Genomic DNA, 13,654 nt, shown 5'->3' on the forward strand with positions numbered 1-13,654 from the left:
CCGCGCACAGGCCGTCGACACCAGGACGACCGAGGAGGTGACCGACCAGCCGACCCTGCCGGCCATCACGGCCTGAACTACAACGACGAAGGATCAGACTTCGTACACCACCTCAGCGGACTTGACCGTTGAGTGCGCCCGGTCGCGCGAGACCGTGCAGCGCTCCAACCTGGCCGGATGGGCCGAATACGGCTACTGCGCCTCGCACTCCCGGGTTCTTCTGGGGGCTGTGTCTGCACCTGGTCTGCACCCTTCACGGACTTCCCGTCGGCTGGGCCCTGAGCGGCGCGAAGGCCGACGAACGCGAAGTCTTCGAACAGATCCTTGCCAGCACTCCGGCGTTGGCCGCGGCCCGCGAGCACCGCCAGATCACGATCGCTGACAAGGACTACTACGGGCGAGTGTTCGAGGCCCGCATCGATTACGCCGGCATCGAGTTGCTGCGGCCCGCACGCAAGGGCGAGAAACCGCGGGCTGGGCAACGGTTCTTCAACCCGTTGCGCCAAGTCATCGAGTCGGTCAACGCCACCTTCAAGGGACAGCTCGACCTCGAACGCCACGGCGGGAAGACCGTCGCTGGGGTCTGTGCCCGCATCACACAACGCGTCCTCGCCCTAACCGCCGCGATCTGGCACAACGACCGACTCGGCCTCACCGTCCGGCGATCACTGACCGCCTACGGCCACTGACGATCCCTTGGAATTTGTCATCTAGAGGGAACTCACCACCCGTGGCCACTCACCGCCCTGCGGTTGACCTCGTGATCTGACCGACGGTAGGTTCATCGACCAGCGTTCGAAAGGGCTGCCGTCTCACCCTCGGTCGGATCGGTGTTGCTGAGGGAACCGACGTCGAAAGGTCCACTACGGAAGGAAAGTGCCTTGCCCATTGCGACCTACGAGCCAGGCGGGGAAACGCTGGCGGACCGGCTGACGGTTGCGCGGGTTCACAATCCCGAGCAGGAAGCACTCGTCTGCTATCAGGACGACGGCACGCGCGTGACGCGGCTGACCTACGAGGAGCTCTACCAACAGGCATTGGCCATCGCCAAGGGGTTGAACGTGCGAGGTGTCGGCCACGGAGATCACGTAGCCCTGTGGCTCCCGAACGGACCCGAGTGGGTCCTGTTCCAGCATGCGACCGCAATGCTCGGCGCCGTTCTCGTCCCGGCGAACTCCTTCTACCGGGAGGCCGAGTTCGAATACCTGCTGCGCCAGTCGGACGCGGCGGTCCTGGTGTACACCCCCCGGTTCCTCAACCTCGACTATGAGCAGGCTCTGAGGAACCTTGCCCCTGAGTTGGAAAGCAGCGGTGCACACCGGTTCGACCGGTTCCCCATGCTGCGCGACGTGGTCTGTGTCGGGGAGGAACCGGGCCTGCCGGGAGCCCTGAGTCTCCAAGCCCTGGTGGATGGCGGGCAAGCGTTGACCGACGAGGACCTGTTCAGGATCACGGCGGACGTCAAGGCCGACGACGCGCTCATGATCATGTACACCTCCGGCACCACAGGAGACCCGAAGGGCTGCCTCTTGTCACACGCCAACCTCCTGACGAACTCCTTGCACTTCAGTGAGTCTCTGGAGCTCGACGATGACAGCAGGTACCTCATTCCCATCCCGTTCTTCCACAATGGTGGTTGTGTCCTGGGCCTGCTGAGTGCACTTCAACGCGGATCGACCCTCATCTCCATGGACAGGTTCGTCCCCGCACTGGCCCTCCGCATCCTGGCCGAGGAGAAGTGCACGCACACCGGTGGGGTTCCGACCATCTACATCGCCCTGTTGCACGATCCCAGCCTCCAGGAGTACGACTACAGCACCATGAAGATGGCGTTCATGGCGGGCGCGCCGTGCCCGGTCGAGGTCAGCAGGTCTGTCGAGAAGGCCTTCGGGATGACGATCATCATCGGTCTGGGCATGACCGAGAGCTCCCCACTGATCACGATCTCGCGCAGGGAAGACCCCTTCGAACAGCGAGTGGGATCGGTGGGCCGCCCGAAAGGTTGCGAGGCGAAGATCATCGGCCCGGACACTGGAGAAGAGGTGGGCCCGGGTGTGGGCGGCGAGCTGCTCACCCGGGGCCCCAACGTCATGCAGGGCTACTACAAGATGCCCGAACAGACCGCTCAGGTTCTCGACGAGGACGGCTGGCTGCACACAGGCGACATGGTCAGGTGCGACGAGGATGGGTTCTACTACGTCACCGGACGCCTCAAGGACTTGTACATCGTGGGAGGCGAGAACGTCGCCCCCGCGGAGGTCGAGGCATTCATGCGCACCCATCCGGCCGTTCAGGACGCCTATCTCGTCGGCGTCCCGGACGAGAAGTACGGCGAGGTCGGGCTCGCGGTCGTCCAGTTGAAGGCAGATCACGAGGCGACGGAGGCCGAACTCATCGACTACTGTCGGGGAAAACTTGCCAGCTTCAAGGTTCCTCGATACGTCGAATTCGTCACCGAGTACCCGCTGACGCCGGCTGGCAAGGTGAAGAAGTTCGTCTTGCAGGACGCCTACACGAAGTCCATGGACCTCAAAGGCTATGGTCCCACGGCCTGAACTTGCTCCGAGCGCGGGTTCGAGTACCGGCGCGTGGAGAGACATCGAGAACGTCTCGTCGTCGTCGCGAGTGGCCTTCATAGAAGGTGACGAGCCACGGATGCTGCGGGCAGCGGCCCTCGCGACGCAAACCGGCCTCTGCCGGCCGGTGCTCCTCGGGAAGCGGTCGGAGATCCGGCGTGCTTACCGGGACCATGGCATCGACGTGGGTGCAATCGACACGCTCGATGTCAACGACCCCGCCGTCCGCGAACAGTTGGTGCGCGACTTCGAGCGTCAGGTGGGCCCGGCGACCGACCTTCGCAGCGCGACGCTGTCGAACCCCGCTGCCTGGGGTGCGACGCTGGTCCGGTGCGGATGGATGGACGCAGCCATCGGAGGAACGCGTACCACCAGTGCGGACATGCTCCGTGCCGGTCTCTCGTGCATCGGGCTGGCGCCGGAACGATCTACCGTCAGTGGAGCGATCTTTCTCGACACTCAGCGACCGGACGTCGGATCTGGAGGCACGCTCGCCTTCGCGGATGCTGTGGTGACCCCTATGCCCACCGTCGATCAGCTCGCCGACATCGCGGCCGCCACGGCCCGATCCTGGCGAGCCTTGATGAGGACCGAGCCGCGTATCGGTTTTCTGTCCTTCTCCACGCGGGGCAGTTCCGGGTCCCCCCACGTCCAGCGCATCCGCGACGCCGTCACTCTCTTCCGACGGAGGTTTCCCGAGGAGGCCGTCGACGGAGAACTGCAGTTCGACTCAGCCGTCTCCATGGCTGTGGCGGAGCGCAAGCACGCGACCGGCGCACTGGCTGGCGCGGCCAATGTTCTTGTCTTCCCCAGCCTCGACTCGGCCAACATTGCCTACAAAGTGGCGGAGCAACTGGGGGGCGCACGGGCACGGGCCTTCCTACAAGGCCTCGCGAAGCCATTTGCGGACGTATCGCGGGGGTGCAGCGTCGACGACATCGTGACCACCCTTCGAATGCTGCTCTACGACACCCTGCAGAACCCTGAGCTGAAGAGCAGTCGACGAGAAGGAGTTCTGAGTTGAACACGGTAAGGATTGCGAACGGTCAGGCCTTCTGGGGTGACAGTCCCGCTGCGCCAGTAGCCCAGGTACGCGGTGGTGACATCGACTACCTGACCTTGGACTACCTGGCCGAGATCACCATGTCTGTCCTGCGCAAACAGTACGAGCGAGACCCCGATGCCGGGTACGCGCGGGATTTCGTCGATCTCATGTCGGAGATCATGCAGGAGTGCCTGGAACGAGACATCAAGGTGGTTGCCAATGCCGGGGGAGTCAACCCCCAGGGTTGTGCCCAGGCTCTGCTCGATGTCGCAGCGAGCAGAGGGATCAGCGGGCTGCGGGTCGGCGTCGTCACCGGCGATGACATCATGGCGCAGCTGGACGACCTGGAGAGTGAAGGCGTGCCGTTGCAGAACCTGGACACCGGCACGTCCTTTGACGAGGTCAGAGACCGAATCGCCAGTGCGAACGCCTATCTAGGCGCTGAACCGATCGCACGCGCTCTGGCCGATGGAGCGAACGTCGTGATCACCGGACGCTGCACGGATCCCGGATTGGTTCTGGGGCCTCTCGTGCATGAGTTCGGCTGGCAGTGGGATGACTGGAACCTGCTTGCGGCGGGCACGGTGGCCGGGCACACGATCGAGTGTGGCGCCCAGGCCAGCGGCGGCAATTTCCAGGGTGGATGGCGCACGATGGACGATCTCGCGCATGTCGGGTACCCCATCGTCGAGGTGAGCGCCGACGGCACCTTCGTCGTCACCAAGCACCCGGGGACCGGGGGCGCGGTGACCACCGCTACCGTGACCGAGCAACTGCTGTACGAGCTCGGTGATCCAGCAACGTACCTGTCGCCCGAGGTGACGGCCGACTTCACCGCCCTTCAGGTGCAGGAGGTCGGCCCGGACCGAGTCGAAGTCACAGGCGCGCGGGGCCGGCCCCCGACGGACTCGTTGAAGGTGTCGATGGCCTACTCGGACGGGTTCCAGGGCGCCGCGATGATCACGTATGCGTGGCCTGACGCGATCGCCAAGGCCGAACTGGCGGACTCTGTTCTGCGGACGCGACTTAAAGACCTTGGCCTGCCCCTCCGAGCGATCCGCACCGATCTCGTCGGATACAACTCCGTTCACGGCCGGGTAGTTCCACCGGCGGGCTCGGACCAGTCCGAGGTCGTCCTGCGGGTCTCGATCTGGGCAGACGACCCAGACACGGTGAGCAGGTTCGCAGCCGAGATCGCACCTCTGGTGATGGGCCCGCCCGGCTTCACCGGTCTGCTGGCCGGGGGACGGATGAGGCCGAGCCGTGTGATGGCCTACTGGCCGACCCTGGTCCCCAAGAGTGTGGTGGACCCTCAAGTGATTGTGAGAGATGGCGTATGAGACTCATCGATGTGGCGCACGCACGGTCCGGGGACAAAGGCGACTCCGTCAACATAGGACTCATTGCACGTGACCGCTCGGACTACCCCTTGCTCGTCAAGGAGGTAACGGCGGAACGGGTTGCCCATCACTTCGCTGGAGTCTGCCTCGGCGAGGTGAAGCGGTACGAGCTGCCGAACTTGGGGGCGCTCAATTTCATCCTGACCTCCGCATTGGGCGGCGGAGGAACGACCTCGCTTCGGGTGGACGCTCAGGGCAAAGCCATGGGCGAGGCGCTCCTGTTCATGGAGATCGATGTCTGAGCAGGCCGATGCACACGCGTCGGAGGCCCCGGAGTATGCGGCCGGCGGAGAACCGCCGGCCAAGAGACGCAGGGAACTGCGTCAGACCCGGCGGCGTTTGGAGATTCTCGAGGCGGCGGCCGAGGAGTTCGCGATCCGCGGCTATCACGACGCGAGCCTGCAGAGGATCGGCGACAAGGTCGGGTTGTCGAAGGCCAGCCTGTACTACTACGTATCGTCCAAGAGCGACCTGCTCGCCGAGCTCTTGATCGCTGCGGTCGACTCCCAACCAGCCGAGGTGAGCGAAGGCGAACCTGCCGAACGGCTGCGGGAGTTCATGCACACACACGTCAGTCGTGTCTGCACGACCGTAGAGGGTCAGGCTCTCGCCGACAATAGCGACGTGCTCATGTCCAAGACGGCGCCCGCGAACCTGGCGGCGGCTCGACGACGGTATGAGGACGTTCTCGCCTCCATCCTGAGGTCGGGCATCGCCTCGGGAGATTTCCGGGACGTCCCTGTGCGTCCCGTGGTCAAGTTCATTTTCGCAGGCCTCAACTCGGTTCCACAGTGGTACCAGCCCAGCGGTGAGTTCCCTTTGGAGCGCGTGGTGGACGACGTCATGGGGATCCTTCTCACTGGGGTCCTTGCGGATGGCCGCTCGTCGAGCATCGCACCAGACTCATTCGACAGAACACGTACTGAGAAGTAAGGGAGAACCGTGCAGGTACTGCCCGATCGAGTAGACACCTCCTCCATCGAGTTTCAGCAAAACTTGGACCAGATGCGGTTGAGCCTCGACGAGGTCGCAGAGGTTCGCTCGGCGACACTCCTTGGTGGAGGCGAGAAGTCCGTCGCGCGCCTACGCGCTCGCGGAAAGATGCTCGCGCGCGAACGCATCGAATGGCTGTTGGATGAGGACTCGCCGTTCCTGGAGCTGATGCCCTTTGCGGCGTGGGGCACCGAGTTCACGGTGGGCGCCAGCGTGGTCACGGGCATCGGCGTCATCGAGGACGTCGAGGTCATGCTCATCGCCCACGACCCCACCGTGCGCGGAGGGACCCTGAACCCCCATAGCTTCAAGAAGGTCTTCCGGGCTATGGAGATCGCGAAGGAGAACCGGCTGCCGGTCATCACGCTCGTAGAGTCGGGCGGAGCCGACCTGCCGACCCAGGCCGAGGTGGCCATTCCAGGCGGGCGGATGTTCCGGGACCTGACTGATCACTCCGCCGCCGGGCTACCCACGATCGCGCTCGTCTTCGGCAACGCGACAGCTGGCGGTGCCTACATGCCCGGCATGTCCGACTACGTGGTGATGGTCCGCGGGAGATCCAAGGTGTTCCTCGGGGGACCGCCCCTGGTAAAGATGGCCACCGGCGAGGAGTCGGACGACGAGTCGCTCGGGGGCGCGGAGATGCATGCCCGGACCTCCGGACTCGCCGACTATCTGGCCGAGGATGAACTCGACGCGATCCGCATCGGTCGCGAGATCGTGCGCCGTCTGAACTGGCGCAGACTGGGCTCGAGTCCTAGCGAGCCGCCCGACGAGCCCCTCTACCCGGTCGAACAGCTCCTCGGCATCCCCTCCTCGGACCCCAAGGTGCCGTTCGACCCGCGCGATGTCCTCGCCCGGACCGTCGACGGCTCCAGGTTCGATGAGTTCAAGCCGCTCTATGGCACCTCGCTTGTCACGGGATGGGCGTCCATCCACGGATACCCGTTGGGTGTGCTGGCCAACGCGAGAGGCGTGCTTCTCAACGAGGAGGCCGAGAAGGCGACTCAGTTCATTCAACTCGCCAACCAGATCGACACGCCATTGCTGTTCCTTCAGAACACCACGGGATACATGGTCGGCAAGACCTACGAGCAAGCCGGGATCATCAAGGACGGGGCAAAGATGATCAACGCGGTGACCAATAGTCGAGTCCCGCATCTCACCGTCAACATAGGAGTCTCCTACGGAGCGGGGAACTACGGCATGGCTGGCCGAGCCTTCGGACCGCGTTTCCTCTTCTCCTGGGTCAACTCCAGGACCGCCGTCATGGGACCTCAACAACTCGCGGGCGTGATGTCCATCGTCGCGAGGGAATCAGCGGTCGACAGGGGTCTCCCGTTCGACGAGGCTGCCGACGTCCTCATGCGCGAGACCGTTCAGTCGCAGATCGAGCGCGAGCAGACTGCGCTGGCGAACAGCTCGAGGGTGTACGACGACGGCGTCATCGACCCGCGCGATACGCGGACCGTCCTCGGCATCTGCCTGTCCGTGATCCACAACAACGAAGTCCGTGGCCAGCGCGGCTACGGCGTATTCAGGATGTGAACCTTTGTCTTCGATAAGCATGGTCCTGGTCGCGAATCGCGGTGAAATCGCACGACGGATCTTCCGTACCTGTCGCGACATGGGCATCAGCACGGCCGCCGTCTACTCCGACGCCGACATGGACGCGCGCCACGTGGCCGAGGCGGACGTAGCCGTACGGCTGCCGGGGGTGAGCCCGGCGGAGACCTACCTGCGTCCGGATCTCCTGGTGGATGCCGCCCTCAGGGTGAACGCCGACGCCGTTCATCCTGGTTACGGGTTCCTGTCCGAGAACGCCGCCTTCGCCCGTCTCTGCGCCGAGAACGGACTCACGTTCGTAGGTCCGCCGCCGGACGCGATCGAGGCGATGGGGTCCAAACTCGCCGCCAAGGCAATCATGGCCAGTGTCGGCGTCCCTACGCTGCCATGGACCGACGTGACCGATCTGGACACGAACGCGGTCCGTCAGGCGGCTGGAGACCTCGGCTACCCCCTACTGGTCAAGGCGTCCTCGGGTGGTGGGGGGCGTGGCATGCGCACGGTGCTGGATCCCGGCGACCTACTCGAAGCCGTCGCCGCCGCCAAGCGGGAGGCCGCTGCTGCCTTCAGCGACGCGACCGTGTTCCTGGAACGACTCGTGGTCTCCCCTCGCCACGTGGAGGTGCAGGTGCTGGCCGACACGTATGGCGCCGTTGCGCACTTGTTCGAGCGCGAGTGCTCGATCCAGCGTAGATATCAGAAGATCATCGAGGAATGCCCCTCGCCCGCGGTGGATGAAGACCTACGCGTCCGTTTGGGCAGGGACGCTGTGGCGGCGGCCAAGGCCGTTGGCTATGTCGGTGCCGGGACCGTGGAATTCGTGATGGACGGTCAAGGTGAGTACTACTTCCTCGAGATGAACACACGGCTCCAGGTCGAACATCCGGTTACCGAGCTGGTCACCGGGCTCGACCTGGTCCGCCTGCAGCTCATGGTCGCTCAACACGAACCGCTTCCCGACGAGGTGTCGAACGCTGTCATCACCGGCCATGCGGTCGAGGCAAGACTCTACGCCGAGGACCCGCTGCAGCAATTCTTGCCACAGACCGGAACGCTCGACACCTTCGACCTCGGGCAGGTTCCGGGGGTCCGGATCGACAGTGGCGTGGAAGTCGGATCGTCGGTCAGTCAGTACTACGACCCCATGGTGGCCAAGGTCGTTGCCTGGGCGCCGGACCGGCAGGAGGCGATACGCAAGCTCAGTGCGGCACTCGCCAACGCCCGCATCCACGGCTTGGTCACGAACCGGGATCTCCTGGTCCGCATCCTGCGGCATCCCGAGTTCGTGGCCGGTCACACTGACACTGGATTCTTGACCCGGCACCCCGCCGTCGACCTGGGCCGACCACTGGCCGGACCGGACGCACAGCGCCTGCATGCGGTCGTGGCGACCCTGGCTCTGGTTGAGCGCAAACGGGCGGCGGCGTCGGTACAGCGCACCGTTCCCTCCGGGTGGCGGAACAACCGCTCGCAGCCGCAGACCATCAGCTTCGAGGCCGGAGAAGCACAGTACCGGGTCGCCTACGTACTGGACCGTGGAACTGTTCGCGCACACGTCAACGATGACGACCTACCTGAGCTGGCCGTCAGTGTGCTCACGCCCCAACGAGTCGTTCTGGAGATTGACGGTCTCCGCGAAACCTTCGACGTCGAGATCTCCGGTCACGGGGACTCACCGACCGTCAATGTGGATGGCCGCCTCGGCCACAGCTCCTTCACCCGGACACCGCGCTTCCCCTCCACGGCGTCAGCCGCCCCCGGCGGCTCCCTCATGGCGCCGATGCCGGGCACCGTCGCGAGGGTGCTCGTTGCTGTCGGCGACGACGTCGCTGCTGGAGAACCGCTGTTGGTCCTTGAGGCCATGAAGATGGAGCACACCATGACGAGTCCGCATCAGGGCGTCGTCCGCGAAGTCACGGTTGAGCAGGGGTCAGCAGTGCAGGACGGCGAGGTGCTTGTGGTGATCGAGGAGAACGAGAACTAGGTGACCTCGCCGCAGACGAGCGCTTTCTGCACCCACTAAACCGACGTCAACAAGGAGCACCAGATGGACTTGCGTGAAACCGATGAGCACATCGCTCTCCGAGAGGCCGTGGCGAAGCTTGGACGGTCGTTCGGTCACGAGTACTTCGTCGAAACCTCGAAGTCCGGAGCCAAGAGTACGGAGCTCTGGAAGGCTGCGGGACAGCAGGGCTTCTTGGGGGTGAATCTGGCAGAGGAGTACGGCGGCGGGGGCGCCGGCGTTTACGAGCTGCAGATTGTGGCCGAGGAGCTGACGGCTGCCGGCTGCCCACTCCTCATGATGGTGGTGTCTCCTGCGATCTGCGGCTCGGTGATCCAGACTTTCGGCACGGAGGATCAGAAAGAGCGATGGCTCCGACGTCTCGCCACCGGCGAGTCCATCATGTCGTTCGCCATCACCGAACCGGACGCAGGCTCGAACTCGCACAACATCGCGACAGTCGCCCGTCGCGACGGTACCGATTACGTGCTGTCCGGCACCAAGTACTACATCTCCGGTGTGGACGAGGCTGACGCCATCCTCGTCGTCGCCCGAACTGGCACGGACGACAGGGGCCGCGGGAAGCTGAGCCTCCTGGTGGTACCCACCGATGCCGCCGGCCTCACCAAGACGCTCATTCCGGTGGAGATGACGGCACCGGACAAGCAGTTCACCCTCTTCTTCGACGATGTCCGCCTTCCTGCTGAGAGCCTGATCGGGGAGGAGGGCGATGGTCTACGCCAGGTCTTCCACGGCCTGAACCCCGAGCGGATCATGGGGGCAGCTATGGGCAACGGCATCGCTCGATATGCCCTGGCCAAGGCGGCGGAGTACGCCCGAGGACGCCAGGTGTGGGGCGTTGCGATCGGCACCCACCAGGGCGTCGCGCACCCCTTGGCGCTTGCGAAGATCAACGCCGATCTTGCTCGCCTGATGACGCAGCGGGCCGCCTGGCTGCACGACGAGGGAGACCCCCTGGCCGGAGAGGCCGCCAACATGGCGAAGTTCGCGGCTGCCGAAGCGGGCATGGCAGCGTTGGACCAGGCCATCCAGACCCACGGCGGGAACGGGTTGTCGACAGAGTATGGGTTGGCCACCTTGTGGGGCTCGATGAGACTCATGCGAACCGCGCCGATCAGCCGAGAAATGATCCTCAACTATGTCGCCAGGCACAGCCTCGGCCTGCCCAGTTCCTACTAGGGGTTCACGATGATTAAACTGCACGAGGACGCTGTCACCTATGAAGTCGTCAACGGAGCCGCCTGGGTGACGCTGAACCGCCCAGACGCACGAAACGCCATCAACTCCGCTATCCGCGCGGGCTTGTTCGAGGCCGTCGACCGTTTCAACTCCGACGCTGAAGCGAAGGTCATGATCCTCACCGGAGCAGGTGACGCGGCCTTCTGCGCCGGAGGGGACCTCAAGGAGATGGCCGAGCAGAGGCTGGGGCCGCCTCCGCCCAACTTCATCCCCTACTTCGGGCGCACCGTCACTGTCGACAAACCCACCATCGCGGCTGTCAACGGAGTGGCCTACGCAGGCGGCTTCCTCATGGCGCAGATGTGCGACCTGGTGGTCGCGGCCGCGCACGCCCGCTTCGCCGTGACGGAAGTGAAAGTCGGCCGCGGGTCGCCCTGGGCCGCTCCCTTGCCGTGGCTGATCCCACCCCGCGTGGCCATGCAGCTTCTTATGACGGGTGATCCCATCGACGCCGTGAGAGCCCGGGAGGTCGGGCTGGTCAACGAAGTGGTCCCTGCCGCACAGCTGCGCGAGGCGGCTCAGGAGCTGGCTGAGCGGATCGCCGCGAATGCCCCGCTGTCCGTCGCTGCATCGAAGGCGATGGTTTATGCATCAGCAGATCGTGGTTGGCATGACGCACTCGATGAGGCGGACCGGATTTGGGAGCCTGTCTATCTGAGCGATGATGCACAGGAAGGTCCACGGGCGTTCCGCGAGAAGCGCCCACCGCATTGGCAGGGCCGATGAGCACGGGCTGCCCGAGCATCGGCGGTATCGACGACCAAGGCGTGCAGCTCGACCTGCTGCTGCGTGATGTCGCCGCCGAAACAGGCTGCTTGATGAGCATGCTGCTGCCTCTGCCCGTCGTCGCCTGGGAGAAGGCGACGCCCGCGGAAGGGTGGACGGTTCGAGATCAGATGAGCCACCTGACGTTCTCAGACAACGCTGCGTATCTCGCACTCACCGACCGGGCCGCGTTCACCCAGTTGCTCGCGGAGGCACAGCCGGATCCGGTCGCTTTCGTAGACCGTGCGAACATCCCCGGGCGGACGACCGGTGTACCTGAGCTGCTCGGCGGCTTCGTTCAGGCGCGGGTGCAGATGGTGCACGCACTGCGTGCAGTCGATCGGCAGACTCGGGTTCCTTGGTTCGGGCCACCCATGAGCGTGCTCTCCTTCGTCACCGCTCGGCTGATGGAGACATGGGCACATGGACAGGACGTGCGCGACGCGCTCGGTGCGGAGACGGTCGCGACCGATAGGCTCAGACATATTGCGGACATCGGAGTTCGGACCCTGCCGAACAGCTTTCGGGCGCACGGGCGACCGATCCCCGCGGCCCCTGTCCGAGTCGAGATCACCGGCCCTTCTGGAGAGTTGTGGGTATGGGGTGAACGGGGAGCGAAGAACCGCGTCACCGGGTCAGCACTCGATTTCTGTCTCGTCGTCACGCAGAGGCGTCACCCTGGTGACACTGACGTATCAGCCGAGGGCGCGGTCGCGGCGGAGTGGATGTCAATGGCGCAAGCCTTCGCTGGCCCCCCCGGCGCCGGCCGGCGCGCGGGCCAATTCCTTGGGCGTCCCGCAGAACCCGCAGCCGCCCTTGGGGATGAACGGCACGACTGATGAAGAACCGGACTACGCCCGACGGTGCCCGGCCCTAGACCACTGAACCGCCCCGGCGTGTCCGGAGACTCCGTTCCTTGGAAAGGTTGGAGTCATGTCAGGGAGTACGTCGAAGAGGTACCCGGCCGAGCTGCGTGAGCGGGCGGTGCGGATGGTCACCGAGATCCGCGCCGACCATGAGTCGGAGTGGGCCGCGATGGCCAAGGTCGCCGATCTGCTCGGGATCGGCACGGTCGAGACCGTGCGCAAGTGGTGTCGCCAGGCCGAGGTCGATGCCGGCCAGCGGGCCGGGATGACGACCGAGGAGTCGGCGGAGCTGAAGCGGTTGAAGCGTGAGAACGCCGAGCTGAAGCGGGCCAACGCGATCCTCAAGAGCGCATCGGTTTTCTTCGCGGCCGAACTCGACCGGCCACAGCGCTAATCGTGGCTTACATCGACGAGCACGTCGGTGTCCGCCACGAGGACGCCGACGGGCCAGGTCTGCGGTGGGGTGTCGAGTCGATCTGCGACCAGCTAACCGAGCTGGGCGCCAAGATCGCCCCCGCGACCTACTACGAGCACCGCAGCCGCAAGCCCTCCGCACGCACACAGCGTGATGAGGAGTTGAAGCCTCGGATCGCCGAAGTGCACACGGCGAACTACGGCGTCTACGGCGCCCGGAAGGTGTGGCTCACCTTGAACCGCGAACGACCCGCCGGCGAGCCGCCGATCGCGCGCTGCACGGTAGAGCGGTTGATGGGCGAACTCGGCCTCGCCGGTGCGGTCCGCGGGAAGGTCAAGAAGACCACGATCAGCGACCCGAAGGCGCCCAAGCCGCTGGACCTGGTGAACCGCAACTTCGCGCCGTTGGCGCCGGATCGCTTGTGGGTTGCGGACTTCACCTACTGCTCGACGTGGTCGGGCTGGTGCTACACCGCGTTCGTCATCGTGAAGCGCCCCAGGTTCTCTGCCGCCGCTATACGGGTTGCGGCTCTCGGTTGAGAGCCTCGTAGTAGGCGGCCTCGTGCTCGACCGGGGTGATCATCCCGAGCGTGCCGTGGAGCCTGCGGTTGTTGTACCAGTCGACCCAACTGGCTGTCGCGTACTCGACGTCGGCGAGCGTGCGGTAGGGCCCTGGGTGGAAGACCGTGGTGCCGATGCACTCGGCCTTGTAGAGACCGTTGATGGTCTCCATCAGCGCGTTGTCGTAGGCGTCGCCGACCGATCCG

General features: G+C 64.9%; 12 protein-coding genes and 2 pseudogenes. 13 read left to right on the forward strand and 1 reads right to left on the reverse strand.

Translation table 11 applies throughout. The annotated features are described in order from the left end of the window. Positions 1–127: 127 nt before the first annotated feature. The 13 genes and pseudogenes from FIP57_RS22715 to FIP57_RS24620 form a co-directional block, all read left to right on the forward strand. A pseudogene (locus tag FIP57_RS22715) lies at positions 128–689 on the forward strand (transposase); the annotation flags it as partial. Between the two features lie 192 nt (positions 690–881). Next, complete coding sequence (locus FIP57_RS22720) at positions 882–2,555, forward strand: AMP-binding protein (RefSeq protein ID WP_162529944.1); 1,674 nt, start codon at positions 882–884, stop codon at positions 2,553–2,555. Next, positions 2,539–3,600 (forward strand): phosphate acyltransferase, encoded by a 1,062-nt coding sequence (locus tag FIP57_RS22725; protein ID WP_148576146.1) that lies wholly within the window; start codon positions 2,539–2,541, stop codon positions 3,598–3,600. Before FIP57_RS22720 ends, FIP57_RS22725 begins: the two co-directional genes overlap by 17 nt. Beyond that, a complete protein-coding gene (locus tag FIP57_RS22730; protein WP_148576148.1) occupies positions 3,597–4,961 on the forward strand; it encodes an acyclic terpene utilization AtuA family protein in 1,365 nt (454 codons plus the stop codon). The genes FIP57_RS22725 and FIP57_RS22730 overlap by 4 nt, the downstream gene beginning before the upstream one ends. Next, the gene (locus FIP57_RS22735) at positions 4,958–5,263 is read left to right on the forward strand and encodes an AtuA-related protein (RefSeq protein WP_056681128.1); all 306 of its coding nucleotides are present in this window, start codon (positions 4,958–4,960) and stop codon (positions 5,261–5,263) included. Before FIP57_RS22730 ends, FIP57_RS22735 begins: the two co-directional genes overlap by 4 nt. Beyond that, a complete protein-coding gene (locus tag FIP57_RS22740; RefSeq protein ID WP_148576150.1) occupies positions 5,256–5,954 on the forward strand; it encodes a TetR/AcrR family transcriptional regulator in 699 nt (232 codons plus the stop codon). Before FIP57_RS22735 ends, FIP57_RS22740 begins: the two co-directional genes overlap by 8 nt. Before the next feature lie 18 nt (positions 5,955–5,972). Continuing rightward, entirely contained in the window at positions 5,973–7,562 is a 1,590-nt protein-coding gene (locus tag FIP57_RS22745) for an acyl-CoA carboxylase subunit beta (RefSeq protein ID WP_476739181.1), read from the forward strand. Positions 7,563–7,581: 19 nt separating this feature from the next. Next, positions 7,582–9,564 (forward strand): acetyl/propionyl/methylcrotonyl-CoA carboxylase subunit alpha, encoded by a 1,983-nt coding sequence (locus FIP57_RS22750; protein WP_148576152.1) that lies wholly within the window; start codon positions 7,582–7,584, stop codon positions 9,562–9,564. Positions 9,565–9,627: 63 nt separating this feature from the next. Further along, on the forward strand, positions 9,628–10,782 hold the full coding sequence (locus FIP57_RS22755) for an acyl-CoA dehydrogenase family protein (RefSeq protein WP_148576154.1): 1,155 nt from the start codon (positions 9,628–9,630) through the stop codon (positions 10,780–10,782). Between the two features lie 9 nt (positions 10,783–10,791). After that, positions 10,792–11,568, forward strand: coding sequence for an enoyl-CoA hydratase/isomerase family protein (locus tag FIP57_RS22760; protein WP_203231427.1), 777 nt, complete (start codon positions 10,792–10,794; stop codon positions 11,566–11,568). Beyond that, positions 11,565–12,446: a TIGR03084 family metal-binding protein gene (locus FIP57_RS22765; protein WP_148576156.1), complete on the forward strand. Its 882-nt coding sequence runs from the start codon at positions 11,565–11,567 to the stop codon at positions 12,444–12,446. The genes FIP57_RS22760 and FIP57_RS22765 overlap by 4 nt, the downstream gene beginning before the upstream one ends. A gap of 94 nt (positions 12,447–12,540) precedes the next feature. Next, positions 12,541–12,867 carry a transposase gene (locus FIP57_RS24615; RefSeq protein ID WP_162529945.1) on the forward strand — a complete coding sequence of 109 codons (327 nt, stop codon included), beginning with the start codon at positions 12,541–12,543 and terminating at the stop codon, positions 12,865–12,867. A 188-nt stretch (positions 12,868–13,055) separates the two neighbouring features. After that, positions 13,056–13,373, forward strand: a pseudogene (locus FIP57_RS24620) (IS3 family transposase); the annotation flags it as partial. 28 nt (positions 13,374–13,401) lie between these two features. Here FIP57_RS24620 and FIP57_RS22780 read toward each other — a convergent pair. After that, positions 13,402–13,654: integrase core domain-containing protein (locus FIP57_RS22780; RefSeq protein ID WP_148576162.1), on the reverse strand; the 253-nt coding region annotated here is incomplete at its 5' end.

The sequence above is a fragment of the Nocardioides caldifontis genome (assembly GCF_008087345.1).
Taxonomy (GTDB): Bacteria; Actinomycetota; Actinomycetes; order Propionibacteriales; family Nocardioidaceae; genus Marmoricola_A; species Marmoricola_A caldifontis.